The sequence below is a fragment of the Peptacetobacter hiranonis genome (assembly GCF_008151785.1).
Lineage (GTDB): Bacteria > Bacillota > Clostridia > Peptostreptococcales > Peptostreptococcaceae > Peptacetobacter > Peptacetobacter hiranonis.
In genome coordinates, this window is sequence record NZ_CP036523.1 from 2491076 (window position 1) to 2512168 (window position 21093).

16 protein-coding genes and 1 CRISPR repeat array are annotated in these 21093 nt (G+C 28.5%); of the genes, 1 reads left to right on the top strand and 15 read right to left on the bottom strand.

Features of this window, described 5'->3' with window-relative positions; all coding sequences use genetic code 11:
• Positions 1-302: 302 nt before the first annotated feature.
• The 11 genes from nrdG to cas6 form a co-directional block, all read right to left on the bottom strand.
• Positions 303-854 (bottom strand): anaerobic ribonucleoside-triphosphate reductase activating protein, encoded by a 552-nt coding sequence (gene nrdG, locus KGNDJEFE_RS11540; RefSeq protein ID WP_006441132.1) that lies wholly within the window; start codon positions 852-854, stop codon positions 303-305.
• Positions 855-896: 42 nt separating this feature from the next.
• On the bottom strand, positions 897-3263 hold the full coding sequence (locus KGNDJEFE_RS11545) for an anaerobic ribonucleoside triphosphate reductase (RefSeq protein WP_006441131.1): 2367 nt from the start codon (positions 3261-3263) through the stop codon (positions 897-899).
• 445 nt (positions 3264-3708) lie between these two features.
• Entirely contained in the window at positions 3709-4539 is an 831-nt protein-coding gene (locus KGNDJEFE_RS11550; protein ID WP_006441130.1) for a formate/nitrite transporter family protein, read from the bottom strand.
• A 93-nt stretch (positions 4540-4632) separates the two neighbouring features.
• Positions 4633-6709: a CRISPR direct-repeat array (repeat unit 30 nt; unit sequence ATTTAAATACATCAAATGTTATTAATAAGC).
• A 137-nt stretch (positions 6710-6846) separates the two neighbouring features.
• Positions 6847-7128 carry a CRISPR-associated endonuclease Cas2 gene (gene cas2, locus KGNDJEFE_RS11555; protein ID WP_006441128.1) on the bottom strand — a complete coding sequence of 94 codons (282 nt, stop codon included), beginning with the start codon at positions 7126-7128 and terminating at the stop codon, positions 6847-6849.
• Between the two features lie 2 nt (positions 7129-7130).
• Positions 7131-8129, bottom strand: a complete 999-nt coding sequence (cas1b, locus tag KGNDJEFE_RS11560) for a type I-B CRISPR-associated endonuclease Cas1b (protein ID WP_006441127.1) — start codon at positions 8127-8129, stop codon at positions 7131-7133.
• Between the two features lie 12 nt (positions 8130-8141).
• Positions 8142-8630: a CRISPR-associated protein Cas4 gene (gene cas4, locus KGNDJEFE_RS11565; RefSeq protein ID WP_006441126.1), complete on the bottom strand. Its 489-nt coding sequence runs from the start codon at positions 8628-8630 to the stop codon at positions 8142-8144.
• A gap of 33 nt (positions 8631-8663) precedes the next feature.
• A complete protein-coding gene (locus KGNDJEFE_RS11570) occupies positions 8664-11249 on the bottom strand; it encodes a CRISPR-associated helicase/endonuclease Cas3 (protein WP_006441125.1) in 2586 nt (861 codons plus the stop codon).
• Positions 11250-11301: 52 nt separating this feature from the next.
• Positions 11302-12051: a type I-B CRISPR-associated protein Cas5b gene (gene cas5b / locus KGNDJEFE_RS11575; RefSeq protein ID WP_006441124.1), complete on the bottom strand. Its 750-nt coding sequence runs from the start codon at positions 12049-12051 to the stop codon at positions 11302-11304.
• Between the two features lie 3 nt (positions 12052-12054).
• On the bottom strand, positions 12055-13017 hold the full coding sequence (locus KGNDJEFE_RS11580; RefSeq protein WP_006441123.1) for a type I CRISPR-associated protein Cas7: 963 nt from the start codon (positions 13015-13017) through the stop codon (positions 12055-12057).
• 15 nt (positions 13018-13032) lie between these two features.
• Positions 13033-14832, bottom strand: a complete 1800-nt coding sequence (locus KGNDJEFE_RS11585) for a hypothetical protein (RefSeq protein ID WP_040410738.1) — start codon at positions 14830-14832, stop codon at positions 13033-13035.
• A 32-nt stretch (positions 14833-14864) separates the two neighbouring features.
• The gene (gene cas6, locus KGNDJEFE_RS11590) at positions 14865-15542 is read right to left on the bottom strand and encodes a CRISPR-associated endoribonuclease Cas6 (protein WP_170239666.1); all 678 of its coding nucleotides are present in this window, start codon (positions 15540-15542) and stop codon (positions 14865-14867) included.
• A gap of 535 nt (positions 15543-16077) precedes the next feature.
• Between cas6 and KGNDJEFE_RS11595 the strand changes: the two genes are divergently transcribed.
• Positions 16078-17265 carry a pyridoxal phosphate-dependent aminotransferase gene (locus tag KGNDJEFE_RS11595; RefSeq protein ID WP_006441120.1) on the top strand — a complete coding sequence of 396 codons (1188 nt, stop codon included), beginning with the start codon at positions 16078-16080 and terminating at the stop codon, positions 17263-17265.
• Positions 17266-17344: 79 nt separating this feature from the next.
• Here KGNDJEFE_RS11595 and KGNDJEFE_RS11600 read toward each other — a convergent pair whose 3' ends face one another.
• Genes KGNDJEFE_RS11600 through KGNDJEFE_RS11615 form a run of 4 tightly spaced genes read right to left on the bottom strand, consistent with a single transcriptional unit; the run spans position 17345 to position 21049 of the window.
• On the bottom strand, positions 17345-18250 hold the full coding sequence (locus KGNDJEFE_RS11600) for a nucleoside hydrolase (protein ID WP_006441119.1): 906 nt from the start codon (positions 18248-18250) through the stop codon (positions 17345-17347).
• 8 nt (positions 18251-18258) lie between these two features.
• Entirely contained in the window at positions 18259-19275 is a 1017-nt protein-coding gene (locus KGNDJEFE_RS11605) for an ABC transporter ATP-binding protein (protein ID WP_006441118.1), read from the bottom strand.
• 60 nt (positions 19276-19335) lie between these two features.
• On the bottom strand, positions 19336-20148 hold the full coding sequence (locus KGNDJEFE_RS11610; RefSeq protein WP_006441117.1) for an ABC transporter permease: 813 nt from the start codon (positions 20146-20148) through the stop codon (positions 19336-19338).
• 37 nt (positions 20149-20185) lie between these two features.
• Positions 20186-21049, bottom strand: a complete 864-nt coding sequence (locus KGNDJEFE_RS11615) for an ABC transporter permease (RefSeq protein WP_006441116.1) — start codon at positions 21047-21049, stop codon at positions 20186-20188.
• Positions 21050-21093 lie beyond the last annotated feature (44 nt).

Here is a 21093-nt window from a genome sequence, read left to right on the forward strand (position 1 = left end):
AACTATTTGTTCGAACTAAATATATCTGCTGTTCAGTTTTCAAAGTTCATTTAAAACTTTCGTTTTATTTTTTATTTTCTTGCCCTCTCTCAAGGACAAGTATTATAATATCACCTTTACTCAACTAGGTCAATACTTTTTTTAACTTTTTTCAAAACTTTTTTATATAATTTTATATATCACTTAATAATATCTTCTATTTAACTTGCAATTTCAATGCTTACAACAAATTTCAATTAATCTTATTTTTAAAATAAAAAAGAGTGCAGTAAATTTACCACACTCAAATTATTCAATATTTATTATTTTGCCATAGGAAGAAAATTATCTATATAATTTTCAGTATATTTTTCCCGTATAACTACTCTTCCAAGCTTTAAACTTTTCTTTACATCTATGATTCTCTGATTTGATGATCCTCTAAACTTTAAAGAAATATCCTTTTTATCAAATTCAAATTTACCATCCACAAGAACATCTATATTATTAAGAAGTCTTATATTACTAAAGTAATTTTTATTCTTCTTATCTATAAGCTGCTCAAATGTAAATCCAGTAAAAGACCATACATTCATACCCATTTCTTTAACAGCTGATGCAATTTCTCCAACTGCTTCTGGTTGTAAAAATGGTTCTCCTCCAGATAAAGTAACTCCACTCTGAAGCTTTTTAGACTTAATTTTATCTATAATCTCACTTGTATCTACAACCTTTCCGCCCATTGTGCTATGAGTCTGAGGGTTATGGCATCCTATACAATTATGCTTACATCCTTGTGTCCACACCACCGCTCTCAAACCAGGACCATCGACTATACTATCAAAAGTAACATCTGAAGCTATCCTTATATCCATATAAATTACACTTCCTTTTTTAATCCCTAAACATATAAAAAATTACATATGCTTAACTCTATCTCTAACCTCTGCTCTCTTAGCATTATTGAATCTATCAACAGTACCAACAAGATATCCAGTTATTCTTCTAATTCTCTCAAATTTTATATCGCTATCCTTTTCATTACGTCCACATGCTGGGCATATATCTCCGTTTATTATTCCAGAATATCCACAAACTGGGTCCCTATCAACAGGATGATTTATACTTCCATATCCTATTCCAGCATCCTTCATCGCTCTAACAACTGACTCAAATGCATCTAAATTATTAGTAGGATCCCCATCTAACTCAACATAAGTAATATGGCCCCCATTTGTATACTCATGATAAGGAGCTTCTATATTTATCTTTTCATATGCGCTTATATTATAATACACAGGCACATGGAATGAATTTGTATAATATTCCTTATCTGTAACACCTTTTATTTCTCCGTATTTTTTCTTATCTATCTCAGTAAATCTACCTGATAAACCTTCTGCAGGAGTACCTATTAAAGAGAAATTAAGACCGTATTTTTCTGTAGCCTCATCCATTCTATCCTTCATATGAGAAACAATAGCTAAACCAAGCTTCTGGGCATCCTCACTTTCTCCATGATGCTTACCTATAAGTGCTATTAAACACTCGGCTAAACCTATAAAACCAACTGTTAAAGTACCCTGTTTAATAACATCTTCTAGCTCATCTTCTGGTCCAAGCTCATCAGAACCCATCCAAACCCCCTGTCCCATAAGGAATGGGAAGTTTTTCATTTTCTTCTTACCTTGTATTTCCATTCTTTCTAATAACTGATCTATAACTAAATCTATCTTTTCATCAAGATCCTTAAAGAATCCATCTATATCAGGATTTGAACCATCTACACATCCATGAATTATCCCTAATCTTGGTAGATTTATAGTTGTAAATGATAAGTTACCTCTACCACTAACAGTTTCTGGACCACAAACATTTCCTATAACTCTAGTTCTGCATCCCATGTAAGTAGCTTCTGTTTCAGGATTTCCTGGAACATAATACTTAGCATTAAATGGTGCATCTAAGAAACTAAAGTTAGGGAATAATCTCTTAGCAGATACCCTACAAGATAATTTGAATAAATCGTAGTTAGGATCTCCTGGATTTAAATTTACCCCTTCCTTAACTTTAAATATAAGTATTGGGAATATTGGTGTTTCACCATTTCCAAGACCTTTTTCCTGAGAAAGAAGAAGGTTCTTACTTACCATTCTACCTTCTGAAGAAGTATCTGTACCAAAGTTTATACTAGAGAATGGTACCTGTGCACCAGCTCTAGAATGCATTGTATTTAAGTTATGTATAAATGCTTCCATTGACTGATAAGTCTTTCTATCTGTTTCTTTATACGCTTCTCTATAAGCAAACTTTTCTATTTTTTCTGCTTCAACTACTGTAATAGAGAATTTAGCTGCTAATTTTTCTATCACTCTAGTTGTAAACTCTTCACTTTTATTTATATCAAGGCTTGCTTTTACATTAGTTTCTTTTTCTACATTGTAAACTATCTCTTTTACACTTTCATTTGTAGCTTCATCATCTAATTCATCTAAAAGAACAAGTCCTTTAGTTAAGTTAGATATGTATAACTTTCTAAATGTTTTATGAACACCTTCAGCTAAACCATAATCAAAGAATGGGATACTCTGTCCACCATGCTGATCGTTCTGGTTGCTCTGGATAGCAATAGCTGCTAATGCTCCGTAGCTCATTATATCGTTTGGCTCTCTTAAGAACCCATGTCCTGTTGAGAATCCACCTTCAAATAATTTTTCAACATCTATCTGGCAACAAGTAAGTGTTCCCATATTTAAAAAGTCCATATCGTGTATATGTATATCACCTGAATCATGAGCCATTGCATGTTCTGGCTTTAACACATTTGTCTTACAGAACTCTTTTGAAACAGCACTACCATACTGCAGCATTGTTCCCATTGCTGTATTCCCATCTATATTTGCATTTTCTCTTTTTATATCAGCATCGCCTGCATCAGAGAACGTTATCTTTTCTATCGCCTTCATTAATCTAGTCTTAGAATTTCTAACTCTAGTTCTTTCCGCTCTATAAAGTATATATTCCTCGCTAGTTTTAGCGTGTCCTGTTTCTATAAGTACTTTTACAACAGCATCCTGTACATCTTCAACACTAGGTACTTCTTCACCAAATCTTCTTTCTAATAAAGCTATAACCTCCTGTGTTAAATCCTCTGCCATTTTAAAATCTGGAGCTTTTCCTTCCTTTTTAGCAACATCTGAAGCCGCTAGAAAGATAGCTCTAGTTATCTTATTTTCATTAAATGGTATCGTTCTGCCGTCTCTTTTCTTTATAAATTCAATCATTATAATTCCCCCTCAAACAACTATATATAGTATGTGATTTTTTTATAACCACTATATATAGTGTTTAAAATCTAAAAAAATTCCCTTTAACAACGTCAAAGGGCATCTCATAATTTATATGTTAAATGTTATCAAATTTATATATTTTCGTCAAACACACTGTAAGCATTGAAATTGCTTGTCCGTTTTTTTGAACTGTAGTGTTTGTAATGTTTATACGAAGGGTAAATTTTTTTGATTTTTTTGTAATTTCTTGTTTAATAAAGTGTTTTTGTGGTTATTATATTTTTTGTTTACTTTATAATATTATATAAATATTTTTATACAGATATCTATTTTTTAATTTTTCTTGAGAACAAAAATTTCAATATATTTTTTAATAAAAAATGCCCTCTATCATTTTGATAAAGAGCAAAATTTATTTTAGTTTCTTTTAATTATATTTTTATACTTCTTTTTTCCGATATAAATACCAATATAATAGTCCAACAAATACCATTCCACCGATTATATTTCCTATCGTAACCGGTACTAAGTTAGAAAACATCGTACCAAAGTTTAATCCAGATAATTGCTCGGCAGTTATTCCATATAGTTCTGTAGCTTTTGCTGCATATAATGGGTTATGAGCTGCAAATATTCCCGCTGGAATATAGTACATATTTGCTACACAGTGCTCGAATCCAGATATTACGAATACAAATATCGGGAAAAATATTGCTATACATTTTCCAGCAACGTCTTTCGCTGTAGCAGCCATAAATATCGCCAAGCACACTAGTACGTTGCATAAAATTCCAGAAACTATCGCCTGAATAGGATCTATTCCAACTTTTCCCAATGCTACCTTTATCGTAAATGCTCCGGCACCACCATCGCTAAAGTTTAGCTGACCACAGTTATTTATCATCCATGCCATTAGTGCTGCTCCAATGAAGTTACTTATGTAGACTATTGTCAGGTTTCTGATCATTCCTTTTAGTTTTGCTTTTTTGTCGTATACTGCCATTGATATTAGGCAGTTTCCTGTGAATAGTTCTCCACCTAGTAGTACGATTAGCATTAGACCTATTGGGAATACTGCTCCAGCTACTGTTCTTGCTAGTCCCACGTTTGATATTCCATGCATTGCAAGGCTACTTGCTTCTGCACCGATTCCTATGAAAAATCCCGCTGCTATTCCAAGTAGGATTAGTTTTTTTGTTGTTAGGTTTGTTTTTTTGATTCCGTTTTGGATGTTTTGTTCTATTACTTCTGTTATGGTCTGAAAGCCCATTATTTCAACTCCTTGTTTTTCGTTTGTTTATTTTTATGTTAGAAGGAGTTTTTATTTTTGTCAATATGGTTTACTTTATATTTATCTAATTATCATTAAATACATCAAATGTTATTAATACGCTCTTTTAGCTAATTCACATAACAAGCAGGCAGTTATATTTAAATACATCAAATATTATTAATACGCACAAAGTTAATGTATCAATTTATGCAAAACCTGAATTATTTAAATACATCAAATGTTATTAATAAGCAGGTATAGCTAGAAGGGAAAGCTTCCTATCTGTATCATTTAAATACATCAAATGTTATTAATAAGCAGTAACTATAATAATGGCAGTGGTTGGAGTATTTACATTTAAATACATCAAATGTTATTAATAAGCATGTTTCTGGATTAAGTGATGCACCTGTATGGACTGAATTTAAATACATCAAATGTTATTAATAAGCTCGTTCATTTTGAATGTTTTCTTTATAGCAACATAAATTTAAATACATCAAATGTTATTAATAAGCACAGGACAAATTAGTAGAAGCAGGATTAAGTCTGAAATTTAAATACATCAAATGTTATTAATAAGCATTGAATGATTATAATATTGAAATAAATTCTTTAAAATTTAAATACATCAAATGTTATTAATAAGCCAAAGCTAACTTTTAGCACTGTAACTCCTTTTTCTAATTTAAATACATCAAATGTTATTAATAAGCTACTTCTTCTAGCAATATCATCATCTGGAAAATTTTTATTTAAATACATCAAATGTTATTAATAAGCGAGCTTTTAATGCTTCTATTTCTTGATTTATTTTCATTTAAATACATCAAATGTTATTAATAAGCATTTATAAATCATTCTTTCATGATCTGTATAAAGCATTTAAATACATCAAATGTTATTAATAAGCATGGACCTTTGCTAGAGTTAGGATGTCCTCCACACGATTTAAATACATCAAATGTTATTAATAAGCTTCTCTAGTCCACTTTCTTATACCTAGTACTATTGCATTTAAATACATCAAATGTTATTAATAAGCGTATAGTTATTATAATATTTCTACTAATTTCATTTATTTAAATACATCAAATGTTATTAATAAGCCTATATGTTTATGTTTATAACTATATCCTGATGGAGAATTTAAATACATCAAATGTTATTAATAAGCCCTTCTATTCCAGCTTTTCGGTTAGAAGGTGTGTGATTTAAATACATCAAATGTTATTAATAAGCTGTGCAGTTTTAGTCAAATAACCACTACTAAAGCTTATTTAAATACATCAAATGTTATTAATAAGCTTAGAAATAGAAAATGCAGAAATGAAGCCAAAAGCGAATTTAAATACATCAAATGTTATTAATAAGCATAGCTCTAAACTCCCTAGCATCAGTGTTCTTAAGATTTAAATACATCAAATGTTATTAATAAGCAGTTGTAATCTTTGGAAATAGCAATACCGCAGTAGAATTTAAATACATCAAATGTTATTAATAAGCATAGAAATCAAAAGCGTTCATATCACGATAAGATCCAATTTAAATACATCAAATGTTATTAATAAGCAAGATTGGAGGTGGAATGAATGGCGAATGGTAGAACATTTAAATACATCAAATGTTATTAATAAGCCTGTGATATTCTATACAGATTTATCCCAACATCTATATTTAAATACATCAAATGTTATTAATAAGCTCCAGAACAGGCTAAGTATATTTTCGGTGATTCTTAATTTAAATACATCAAATGTTATTAATAAGCTTCGCAGCCCATTTTTGTGACTTCATAACATTTATTATTTAAATACATCAAATGTTATTAATAAGCGCGTTCAGAGATGATGCCAGAAGTAAAAGAATTCTAATTTAAATACATCAAATGTTATTAATAAGCCCTCTTTAACATCTGTTATATTCATAAATTTACTTAAATTTAAATACATCAAATGTTATTAATAAGCTATAAGATGCCCAATCTTCAATAGTTAATTTATATCATTTAAATACATCAAATGTTATTAATAAGCCTGCTTTGTTTATCGACGTCTGCAGCTGCTCCACCATTTAAATACATCAAATGTTATTAATAAGCCATCTAACTCGGCATTAACGGAATCTAAATTACCAAATTTAAATACATCAAATGTTATTAATAAGCCATAGTAAAATTAATACTCTTAAAAATTATTATATCATAAAACTATTGAATTTTCCCATTTCCTATCTTATTTCCCAACGATTTAAAAATTATTCAAAGACTGAAATATACACAATTCCTAAAGATCGCTGGGATATTTATAGAATCAACTCATCATCCTTATATCTTTTTTCGCCTATAACATCCTCTTCAAAACAAGAATCATTCATCATTTTTATAATACATATAAAATCATCTTCATTTACAACTTTTTTTAATTCAGATTTTAAACTAATAATCTTTGAAGGTGTTATATCCCCTCTAAATACGGAATTCTGATAATGTACTAGATACTTTTTACAAATCTTAAATACCTTCCGAACTCTTTTCTCACCTACATCATAAAATAAGAATGCATAATTATAGTTTTTATTCTTCATTACTAAACACCTTCTTTAGCTGAAAAAGGAACAAATTCCTTATCTTCAAGAATGTATTTTATTAATTTGTAACAATCCAATTTTATAGCAGTCTTGTAGCTAATCTTTCTTTTTAATCGATCATGTTTAAAAACTGCCTCCATTCTACTCTCAAATTCTTTTATAAATATTTCTCTTCCTTCTTCATTCAAAACACAGTAATTTACACTCTTTTCAAAATGTTTTTCTACTTTTATCCTTTTATTATTTACTAAATTAAATATAGTTTTAAAAACTATTATCGGTTTAAAAACTTCACTCAAATCTAAGCTTAGAGAAAATCTACCTTCTGATGGCTCGTGTAAAAAGCTAATTCTTTGATCTAAATGTGTTTGATAAATTACAGAAATAACTTTCGAATACAATAAAGAATTTCCAAAAGAAATCATAGCATTCATAGGATTATCTGGTGGTCTTTTTACTCTTTTATTCATTATAAATTCTTCATTAACAAAATATTTGAAAGAAGCATAAAATCTATACCAAAGTTCACCCTCATAAGCCATTACTTCTGGAACTGTCGCAGCTTCACTTACTTTACCTGGAAGTTCTTTTTTTATCCAATCAATAACTTCTTTCACTTCCTTCTTTCCGTGCTTATAATAATGCTGCAGTAGTTCAGAAATATTTTCTCCAATCCCTAATACAATAGCTTTTGCAACTTCTATTCTAGAAGAATTAAACTTTTCAACCTGTTTTAAAAGAAGTTTTCCACTTCTATATTTTTCTTTAGGATAAAAAGTTCCACTATACCCCTCATAATAATTGAAAAAATGTACTATTATATTATTTCTTGAAAGATAGTCTAATAGTTTTGTATTTATAGAAACTTCATTTAGAATATAAATTTCTTTTGTATTTTCTATTGGTATATATACATTTTTACTATTTTTTCTAAAGCATATAGAATTATCTTTTCTTGTAAGTTCGCCCATTGATGTTATGTACTTTGTACTTCCCATAGTTGTTCCTCCTTAAATATAGCAGTAGTAATAATATGCACACTTCTTACATTTTGGTTTCTTCTCTACTTTTGGAACTTCGTCACCTTCTAAAAGTTTTTCTATCTTCAAAATATATTCATCCAATTCTCTTTCATTTTCTTCATTTAATTCAACAATCATTGTCTTTTTATCAGATTTATTTTTCTCACAAAACTCTATCTTTCCCTTTTTAACAATACCCTTTTCTTTTAGTACTTTTAGATAATATAGTGTCTGCCATTTTGCTGCTTCTAGATCTGCATCAGATTTTTTAACTTCAACTAAGTAATCTCTAGTTATTTTATCTATCTTTATATTATCTATAGCCAACTCAACATTTCCCGAATCCAATTTTTCTTCATGTATTGCTCTTCCTATTTTTACTTCTTCACTATTATCTTCTAAATTTATTTTATTTCCATGTAGATAACATTGTCTTTTACAATGAAAATAGTAGTTTATCAATGTTCCATTTATCATACGAAACACCTTCTTCTAAAATTTTTTCTCTTTTTAATAAAATAACTGCTCATTAGAGAACTTTTCTCTGTCTAACTTATCATTCTTAATATAATCTTCTCCATCTTCAAAATATAAAATATCCCCTATAGAATCATTATACTCATTTCCATTCACATCATTTATCTCATAAATAAAGTAATTCATTTTTTTATTAATTCTAGATAATTCAACTTTCCACTGAGCATAGTCCAATTCTTTTGAAACTTTTTCTCCTTCTTCATTGTAATATTCATAACCTAAGAGAAGTTTTTTATAATCATTCCATACGTCTTTACCAACCAACATATTTCCATTATCATTTGGTATAGTTCTATTTAAGAAAATTCTTTGACGTTTTTTACTATAATCTATAAGTTTCATTCTATTTTTTACATCATTGAAATTTAATTTTCCAACAGAATTCTTAAAAAATTTATTTGTTCCTTCATATAAATTTTTGTTTTTTTCTCTTATAAACTTAATTATTTCTGAGTAATATTTACTAAACTCTTTATTCATAAGAGCTTTTCTCATCTCTTCATTTTTCTCTATGGTTAAATTATATTTTACTGCGATATCATTTCTATAAATATCATCTGCCTTATCCTTATTAAAGAAATATACTATTGAATTATTTTTTTTGGCAGATCTATTTATTCTTCCCATAAACTGCTCTTCGCTATCTATTTTAGATGTATCCTTATATCCGATATCCATATCTATATCTACACCAGCCTCGACAACTTGTGTAGCTATTAGTAGTATTTTTCCCGATTCAGCTTTTACCTCATTGATAATCTTCTTTCTTTCATGAATATTATCATCACCAGTCATAAGAGCTATGTTTAAGCCATCTATCTCATTTTCTTCAATAAACATATTATAGAAATCCATTGCGCTTTGTTTCTTGATAAATTCAATCATTATTTTGTCATATTTTTTTAAATTATCACTTATATGTTCAAATAAAACTTTGTCTAAATCGTCTTTTTCAATTTCTTCACTTAATAATTCATAAGAAACTTCTACTCTATTTTTAAATAACTTATGAGAAAAATATTTTTCTCTATCGTCTATTAATTCAACTGAATATCCTTTTTCTCCTATTAATTTGGTTAAATCTGGTAGAGTTGCCGACATAATTATTATCTTCATATTTAAAATTTCTGAGAAAGTATATAAAAATTGAATTATTTCTTCCCATATTGTACTTTTATAACTTTGGATTTCATCAAATACTATTACACTGTCTATTAACTGTATAAATCCAAAACACGAAGCTGCAGTATCTCCAAACAAGGTATCAAATAAACTTACATGCGTTGTTAATATAAATGGATAATTTAAAAACTGTCTATCTAATAGTGCTCTCTGGTATTTGTTGCATATATCCTCATCTTTAGTTTCATTAACAACAATTTCTTCAAGTGAATTTACTACAGCTATATCATTTTCTAACGCTGTATTTTTGAATATTTTATCCAAACTTTCTCTATTCTGTTCAACTAGATTGTTGAATGGATATACGTAATATAATTTTTTAAATCCTTCCTTCATCATTTTTAAACTAAGATTTACAGCTGCATTACTTTTTCCACTCCCTGTTGGAGCTTCTAGCAAGTAAACTCTTTTATCTTTATTTTCTATATACTTTCTTTCTGCATCTAAGAACATTTCACTTCTCATTACATTTATGTTTTTTTCATCAGAGAAGTCATCTCTTTTTCCATAGCTATCTTTTTCATATTTTCTTATTATTTTTGTAAGTTCTGTTTCTTCAAATATTTTATCGTAGCCAGCTGGATCCTCTGTAGAACCGAAACTATTCATTTTAGAGTCAGACATATATTGAGATGTTGAATAATAATCACAAGATACTAATGATGAATAAAGAAGTTTAGCATATATGTATATCGCTATTGAGGATTCTTTATTATCTTTTTCATCAATTCTACTTCTAGTGTTACTCATAGCATTTTTATAGTTTAATCCTTTACAAAGTTCTTCTTCAGATAAACCATCTTCAAGTATAGGTTTTAAAATTTCATAATTTCCTCTTATAGCACCTGTTATTTCTTTTAATCTACTAGATTTTCCATCAACACCTATAAATTTATAAAACTCATCCAGGTTACCATGATGTTTAGATATTATATATGCGTTTATAAATATAAATAATTTAAAATCTTTTTCGAGCTCTTCATCTTCAAATTCAAATTCTCTTATTTTGTAGAAGTACTTCTTTATGTATATAAGAGCTGATATAAGAGAATGCTTACTTCCCTCGCCAATATCTTCACTTATTTTATCCAATTCTTTTTCTTTCATAATATTATTATTTTTCATTTTTTCCCTTTGAAATACTGGATTTCTCTTTCCTTCATCATGATGCCATATAGCATCTACAAAAGCATCTTTAAATATTTGCATTTCATCTTTTGTAAGATTTCGCTCAAGATATTTTAATACACACTTTTCTACCTTATCTAAAATTCCCTTTTCTTTGTCTATTCTTTTAAAATAGTCTAAACATAAATCTTGATGTTCACTTAATAATTCTTTTTCCTTATTTCCTTTTCTATGAGCATAAATATCCATATACAACCTCCTATAAAAATAGGACCACTAATTAAAGCGGTCCTTATTTTAATTAATAAAATACTATATTTTTTTCACCAGCTTTAAATACTTGTGAATTAAATTTAATAATTCTTTCATTAGTAAATACAAATTTAGCTAACTCATACATATTATTTTTTTCGTCTAAACCTATAGGTAAGTACTCCGTATAACGATAAATTATTTTTAAATCCTCTTCCTCCTCTTCGTCATCATCTTCAATCATATAACTTTCCCGTTCTTCATATTTAAAGAGACTATTTATTATAAGATTTTTATCACTTACTTTTTCTACATTTTCTATAATTTCTACATCCTCTATATTTGCTGGATGATCATTTTTTCCAAGATAGGGAATGTATACACATTCCCTATTTATAATTTTTTCTGCTAGTTCTTCGCCAACTTCAGAATCTATCAAAAAATATATATTCCAAGCTGGTTCCTCTAACCATTGTTCTTTTACTATAAGATTTCTACCATTTTCATCTGATGCATAACCTACAGAGTTATTAAATGTATGAATTTTTTTAGCAAATTGTCCTACTTCTGTTAAAGGCTCTATTGCTATTTTTAAATCTTTCAGTCTATCATAAAATTCAGGGTAGATTGCATTTTCATTTTGTTGCTTTTGGTATCCACCATAGCCCATTATCGCTCCTAGCATTCCTAGAAGAGCAACTTTATGTATGTTTCCGTATGTAAAGTAATAATACGCATTAACTTCATTATTTTTGAAGAATGCTGTGTTACCACTAAGTTTAAATTTTAGTACTTTCATTAATTACACCTCTTTCTGTGTAACAATGTTAAACATTTTTACTCCTTCTAAATCTGTTTCTATATTTGTAGTAAGCGGATTGTAGTATATTTCCATTGAATTTATTTTATCTTCTATTCCAGATATTAAATCTTTTATATTAACTCTTATTGTATTCTTTTCAGCTTTTTCAAACTCTATAAATTTATCAAGGTTTGGTAAATATGTTTTATTATCTGTTTCTATAAATAGTCCAAATTCATTATCACATCCTGATTTTGAATTTGTATCAAAGGCTGTCATTGCACTTAATGCAGCTCTTTTGAATTCTAGGTAATCTTCTTCTGTATATCCTTCTGTTACTCCCATTTCTTCAAATTCTTTATATACATTAGGATTTATGCTGAATGGGAAGAAGTAATGTGCCTCATCTGTCATTATTTTTGTTCCTAGTGTTGAGTTTTTTGCTATTTCATCATCCTGATCATCTTTTCCCGGTTTTGCTTTAGGATCTCTAAATGGAGATAATATCTGTTGTTCTTCTATTGAAGTAGATTCATATTTATTCATTCCTTGTCCTATCTGAACCGCTCCTGTTATAGCTATATTATTTCCTTTTTCTGCAAATGTAGCACCAAAGTTTTTAACATCTATTGCACTAAATAGATTCTTTAATATTTCATTAACATCTTTAACTTTACTTAAATCTTCGATTCCAAATATATTTTCAAATCCTTCTTTTAATGCTCTTGGGACTATTATTACTTCTCCTTTTTTACCTGCTTCCATTCTCATTGTTTTTATATATAGTACATTTTTTCCTTCAAGCTGCCATGTTTTTTTTATAGGATATTTTAAAGATTTATCACTTGCATATATTGTTCCATTTGCTAAACTCTTTGGATATCCATTAAAATCTGCATTCATCATTGCATTTATTGCAGATACTCCTAACACACCATATACTCTTCTCGCTAACTTAGCCATTTTTTATTCCCCCTTTTATTTATTTTCTTCTTTTTTCATAAAGAATATTTTGCTATCTAGAAAACCTGCTAATAATAAATTTTTATTTATTTTATTTTTTACTTCATATCTAAGAACTTTTCCTAATACAGAACTCATTCTATTGTAATATCTTGCATCTATAGAATAGTTATACTTTTCATATAGTCTTATTAATTTATTTTTTATAATTTTGTCATTATCTGTGTTTAAGAACTGATTTATACTTGATGCTGGTACTGTCTTCGCCTTACTAAATGATAGAAGTCCTGAAACTATTTGTCCTACCAGATAACTATATACATCATCATTTTCAATATCCCAGTTATCTTGCTCTTCTTTTTCTAAAAGTATTTTTTCTATTAGATATTCTCTTATTTCTTCCATCAATTCTTCCTCCTTTTTATTATTTGTAAAGTAACTAATTAATGAATATCTTAAATTCATTTGTTTTTTTGCAGCTATAATTTTTCCTTCTAATATATTTGCTTTTATTATTTTTAATATAGATTTATCTAATGTATTACAAATACCATTTGTAACTCCCTTATAAAACCAATTTAGATAAATATCTCTTGTCATTAGAAGTTCTTCTTTTATTTTTAAATTTTTAACTTTTATGTCTGAAGAGCCTCTAAAATAATTTTCTATTAGTTTATTTTCAAAAAGTACTCCATTTATTAATCTTTGTATACTACTATATCTTTCATAGGTTATATATTCATATTTATCATCTTCTAAATTAGTTTTTATAACCTGATTATATTGAAAACTCTTACAAGTTTTATCTCCAAAATTACTTATAGTATCAAAATGCTGTATTTCTGGCTCATTTTGACCTATTTGAGCCATTATATACGCTCCTGATTTAATTTCTTGATCTGGAATCTCTCCATTTCTATATCCTTTTATAGTATTTCTATCATAGTCAATATAGATATTATATTTTTTTTCAGAAAGCATATTACTAATTAGTTTAAATAATTCAGAATAATTAAGTGCCTCCTCTTGAGTTATCAATATAGGAACTTTTGTTTTTCTAGTCTTATTTTCAAGGAATGGCTTTTTGCTGTTCATTCCCATATTATTTCCACTTAGACCTATTACCTCATCCTCTATTTTCACATTATAATCATTTTTATTATATATATTTGGAAGTAAATATCTTTTACCTTCATTTTCGTATAACTCTTTTGTTCTTTTTTCATCATCTTTTAGAACAAAGAATATTTTAAAGTAGTTTTTATCTTTTAGATTGTATTTTTCATTTTCCCAGAATTTATTTTTTAAAACCCAGTTTTCTATTTTTTCTAATAATTCTAAGTCTATTTCCTCTAAATCTTTTGCTGCTGATTCATATGATTCTTTAGCTTTTTTATTAGTATATTTTTTTTCTATATCTTTTAACAAAGCATAATACCCTACTATAACATCATCATCTAATTTTTTCTTTTCATCATCTGTTGTTATAGTTTCTTTTTTGAAGAATAAAGTTAAATAGTTGTTAGAATGAATTTTTTTCTTTGAATCTATCGGTTTATTCATACTTATTAGAGAACTATTGTAATCTAAAAATTTGATATAGTCATAATCTCTAATTACAACATCTTCTTCATCGTTTTTTTTAGTATTATTTATTTCTACAGGTTCCTGTATTTCAAAATTATTTTTTTCTCTATCTACTTCTACTAAGACGTACGTTCCATTTTTTGGAACGTAACCGTCTAGTATTAATCTTTCTGGATTTTCACAGTTTTTTTTCATATTATTGTATACATCAACGAGATCTTTTAGCAAGTTAATCACCTCTCTTATATTTGATATATTTTTTATTTTATATATTTCGCATTAACGAACCCAGCACCTCTTGGTCCAAGATCCCCTAAAGCTACAGCTTGAGCAAAGTTAGCTAATTTTTGTGCCTGTTCGTTTACTGCAATTGTAAGTTCTATTTTATCTCCTGGTAACTTTATCCCCTTGTATTTAAATCCTATAGGACATTTATTTTTGATTACTATAGATGTAAACAGTTCAAAATTCTCATCTATTTTAGTATTGAAGAAAGAGTTATATTTTTTTATAAGATTTATCTTTATTCTTTCCATATATTCCTCCACATTCATACACTCTTTCCAATATTTCTTTTGTGCAGTTTTTACTATTATTGGAGAAAGAGAGTAGAGCTTTTCAATTGGCCTTTCTTCTAATATTCTTGCCCTTGCTTCTAATCCTTTTAATTCTTTTGTTGTAGTATTGGGTAAGTTTTCTAATAAGAAATTAGCTAAATTATAGTCTACTGTTCTTATTTTTAGTTCATAAACATTCCCTTTCTCATACTTTTCATTTTTAAAAGGGTATAACGTATTGAAGGAATAATATTTAAAACCTACTGATTCATGGAATTTTTTAAAGTAGCCATCACTCAACAAAGTTTGGTCTATAAAATATCCACTTTTCTCCTTCTCATCACTGCGATTAATCTCTTGCAGAGTATATACCTTCAGCAATACTTCAAAGATTTGCATATTCAAAACCACATCCCTTCTTTTATTTTTTATATATTAAATTTTCAAAATATTTACTTCATAATTTGATTATAGTCTCTGTGTTTGCATTAGTCAAGTGTTTTTTACAAAATAAAAAAGTGATGTCCTATAAATAACATCACTCTCCTCTGTAATACATATTATGTTTTTATTAAGCTGAATATACTAACACTAAAAAGAGTATATCGTATATTTAAATACACCAAGTGTTTTTCTTCATTTAATTTTATCATAGTTTTTATATTTAAATATATATCAACTATATATTTTCTTCTAAATTTCAAACTATATTAGATAATTTTTCTAATTTCAGCAATTTGGCAGCTATGAAAATATAAATTTTTCCCAAACTATAGATATATCCCTTAAAATAATATATTATATAAAGTAAGCAAAAATTTAAAAAACAAAATAAACAGTCAAAAAATTACATAAAACATAACAAAATAAACCAAAACTAAAAATCAGGCTGCTTATCATAAAGGAGGAACTCAACATGAAACTAGCAACAAAATTAGACACACTAACACCGTCGTTTACTATAGGAATAAGTTCAAAAGTAAAAGAAATGAAAGCAAATGGAATAGACGTACTAAACCTAAGCATAGGTGAACCAGACTTCACAGTACCAGAAAAAGCAAAAGCATACGGAAAAAAATCATTAGATGAAGATTGCACTAAATACGATCTTGTTCCAGGGCTTAAAATACTTAGAGAAGAAATTGTAAAAAAATTAAAAAGAGAAAATAACTGTGATTATACAATAGATGAAATAGTATTATCTAGTGGTGCAAAAAACTCTATAACTAACGCACTTCTTGCAGTAACTAACCCAGGAGAAGAAGTTCTTATACCTAAACCATATTGGGTAAGTTATCCAGAAATGGTTAAACTTACTGGTGCAGTTCCAAAATTCATAGATACAAAAAGAGAAAACGGATTTAAACTAACTAAAGAAGAATTAGAAGCTGCTATAACTGAAAAATCAAAAATGCTTATCCTTACTAACCCTTCTAACCCAACAGGAAACGTATATACAAAAGAAGAGTTAATAGACATAGTTAACGTATGTATTGAAAAAGAAATATTCATACTAGCTGACGAAATATATGAAAGAATTTGCTATGTTGATGGATTTACTTCTGTAGCATCTCTTTCTGAAGAAGCAAAAGACATAACAATAACTATAAATGGATTTGCAAAGTCAGTTGCTATGACAGGTCTTAGACTTGGATATACTGCATCTAACAAAGAAGTTGCAAAAGCTATGAGCTCTATACAGGGACATTTAGTTTCTCATCCTTGTTTAACTGCTCAGTATATAGGATATGGAGCATTAGTTGAATGCGAAGAAGATATAAAACATATGGTAAGTGTTTACAAATCAAGAAGAGATATGCTTGTTGAAAGACTTGACGCTATAGACCATGTTTCATACATACAGCCATCTGGAGCATTCTATATGTTTATAGATTTAAGTGAAGTTGCAGAAAAATACGATTGGAAAGAAAGTTTCTCAATAGAATTCTGTGAAGAGCTTCTTAACAAATATCATGTAGCTGGAGTTCCTGGTATAGCCTTTGGATTAGACAATTATATGCGTATATCTTATGCTTGTAATGAAGAAACTTTCATGACTGCAATGGATAGATTAGAAGAATTTGTAAAAGCTATATTTGCTTAATTTTGATAAATAAAAAAAGTGGGTATCTGAGTATAATATTTTACTCATTGCCCACTTTTTATTTTTCTAAATTTTTATATTATCTTTCAAATACAACTTTTATCATTTCGTCATTTACCTTCTTATCATCTAAAACCACTGGAATATTTATTCTCGCTGCACTCTCTCCTTCTACAAGTCTTCCCTCAAACAAATCTTCCTCTGTAGAAACAACACTCATAAAATCATCCCTAAACATATCAGGATTCATTAAGTAAATTGCAGCAATAACGTCCCAAAGTACTATAGAATCGTAGTTGTATTTTTCTTTAAACTCTCTCATCCACTTTTCAATCTTCTGAATTATGAACTCATTTTTTATATTACTTCCTAAAGCTTTAACCTTATCTAGCTCATTAGTTCCAAACTCTACATCCATACATCTATTTCCAGTTAGTATAGACACATTTTTATATTTTTTAATAGCTACTTCTGCTCCCTTAGGGCATACAGAGAAATTCAGCTCTTTCATTATCTTATCTCCAAAGTATAAATCTCCTGTTATTCCACCCATAAGCACTACAGAGCTTAATTTTTCTCCTATTTCATTATCTATCATATAGGCATCATAAAGATTCTGCATAGATCCAGTTGCCAATAAATCTATTTCATTTGGATATTTGTTCGCCATTTCTACTATGAATTTTGCTGCTTCATTTGATTCAAAGTTTCCGTCGTCTTCAAATCTTTTATATCCAAATCCTGTATAATCATTCATTTCAAATTTTCCTCTACCTTTGTAGACCTTTAAGTTTATACCTAGGTCTTCTACAAGCTCTAATGTCTGTTTATGAACGTATTCTAAAGAATCATTGGCATAAGTTGTGCAAACACCAAGAAGTTCCATATTCTTATTTTCGACTAAGTAAACTAGAGCTAAACCGTCATCTATATCTCTATTATCTAAGCCCATAGTATTGTCGCAATCGTAAATAACTTTTTTCATAATATCACCTAATCCCTATATATATTTGTTTTCTTTATTACTATTCCTATTTTATCTCCTATTTCGTATCTATTCATATCGAAGTCGTCTACTTTTAGAGTTCTTTTCCCTACATTTAGAATATATTTCATTTTAGTTCCTGAATATACAACTTTTTTAACTTCTGCTGAGAATACTTTACCTTCTAGTTTGATGTTTTCTTCTACAAATTTGTTTAGAGCATTTTCAAAATCATTTTGTACACCTGCTTCTTTGTGTATATCTATATCCTCAGGTTTTATAAGTATTGTTGCACTGCCTATCTCAATAAAGTTGTCGTCTACCATAAATTTTGCTGCTGCTTTTGTTTTAGGGTTAGTGTAGACTTCTTCTGGATAGTCTATTTGCTCAAGTTTACCATTTAACATTATGGCAATTCTATCACTAAATAGTATGGCTTCTTCTTTATCATGAGTAACTAAAATCATAGTTGTATTATGTTTTTTCTGAAGTCCTATTGTCAATTCCCTCATTCTTTCTCTAAGATTCGTGTCAAGGCTAGAATATGCTTCATCTAATAATAATACTTCTGGCTCTACTGCCAATGCTCTGGCAAGTGCAACTCTCTGCTTTTCTCCACCAGAAATCATAGATACTTTTTTCTTTTCATATCCTTCAAGTCCTATGTCAGATAAAAGTTCTTTTACTTTTTTATCTATTTCATCTTTGCTCTTTTTTCTAACTCTAAGTCCAAATGCTATATTTTCATATACATTCATATGTGGGAATAGTAGGTTTTCCTGATTTACAATAACTATATTTCTTTTATTTGCGGCTTTTGATGTTATGTCCTCTCCATCTAAGATTACTTTTCCATCAAAATCATCAATTAGACCCGCTATTATGCTAAGCGTTGTACTTTTCCCACATCCAGATGGGCCAAGTATACTTATTCTTTCACCTTTTTTTACTTGTAAGTTTAATCCATCTAATACATTTTTATTATAGAATTTCTTTTGTATATTTTGTAATTCAAGTTTATACATATTTTATTCCTCTATTTTCTATATTTATATTCTTTTGCGATTAATTTTTATATTATAACTTTAGATATATTTATAATCTTCTAGCTCGTTTTTGTACATTTTTTTCATTATATATTCCATAGCTATAAGCAATACTATTGTACTAGCTATGAATATCAATCCGTAGACAGATCCCAACATTCTATCTCCTGATTGTATAAACGGGAACATTTCCATTGTAAATGTAATTATTTTTCCACCGCCTATTAAATATACAAGGAAATACTGACTGAATGATACAATGTAGCACATCATTGCAGCTGATATTACTCCAGGCATTATCATCGGTGCAACTATTTTTAGAAATACATCTTTTTTGCTTGCACCAAGTGTATATGCTTGATCTATGTATCCTCTTCCAGTTATTAAAAATACGTCTTTTATCATATTTACAGCATATGGTATGCAAGGGACTATGCTCACTAGTATTATCCCTAAGTATGTTCCAGCAAGGCCCATTTTTATAAATTCTATGTTTAGTCCCATTCCTATAGATACTGGTGGTATTATCACTGGTGAGAATACTAACATTTCTACAAATTTTTTACCTTTAAAATTCTCAAATGCTAATGCTTTTGCGCATGGAATTGATATTGTTATTGTTATTATTGTAGTCATTAGAGATATGAATATACTGTTTTTTAGTGTATGGATTACTCTGTCACTATTTTGTATTACATATTCCCATCCTCTAACTCCAAAGTTTGTAGGCATTATATCTGGCCATATGTAATTATTGGTAAAGGACCACAGTATCATGGATAGTATTGGAATTATAATAGAAAGTATAGATAAGGCTAGAAGTAGCTTCATCGTAAGTTTTTTCCAATTCATATTTTTTCTCCTTTTTTATACTTTATTCTAAAGTTTTTTAATTTTTTTCATTCATAACAATTCTTTTGATAATTGTATTAAATAGTAGTACGAATAATACACAAAATGCTATTATTACCATATTCATAGCCATAGCATATGGTCTATTTGTCATCATAGGATTTTGGTATTCGATAAATGCTTGAACTGCTATTGCTTTTGGTACTGTTGCACCTAGTAACATTGGTATTTCATATGATCCAAATGAGAACGAGAATATTATTGTGAATACAGATAGTATTGTAGGTAGTAGCATCGGAAGTGTTACTTTTCTAAATGCGTACCATTTAGATGCACCTAAGTTTATTGCCGCCATTTCATGTTTGCTGCTAAGTCTTTTTAGTACTGCCAAGCATGTCAGCATAACATATGGTGTTTCTTTCCATATATATGCTAGTATTATTCCGATTCCATTTGAGCTAAATAGTATATTTGAAAATATTTCTTGTGCATTTTTTACTCCCATACTATAAAGTAGTCTAGCAAAAAATCCCGAATCAGATAAAAATGTTATTGCAAATAGAGCAACTGTTATGTGCGGTACTACTATTGGAATTTTGTATATATATTCTTTTTTAGATTTTAAAGAAACTATCAAACTAGCTATTATTATTCCAAGTACAACCGCTATTATAGACGATATTGCACTTATATATAGTGTAAATGATAGACTTTTTAAGAACCCAGAATTTGAAAAAATTCTAGTGTAGTACTCTAATGTTATTTCTTTCATACCTATAAATGGAAAATAGCCTAAGCTCTGTACAAATGCACCTAATATTCCAAATACTAGTACAAATAATAGAAGTGCTACAACTGGCATTGTTTCCAAGTATGGTCTATATTTTGATTTCTTAGACATTCTTTTCTCCTATTTATTAATTTATAATTATTTATATTCTTATT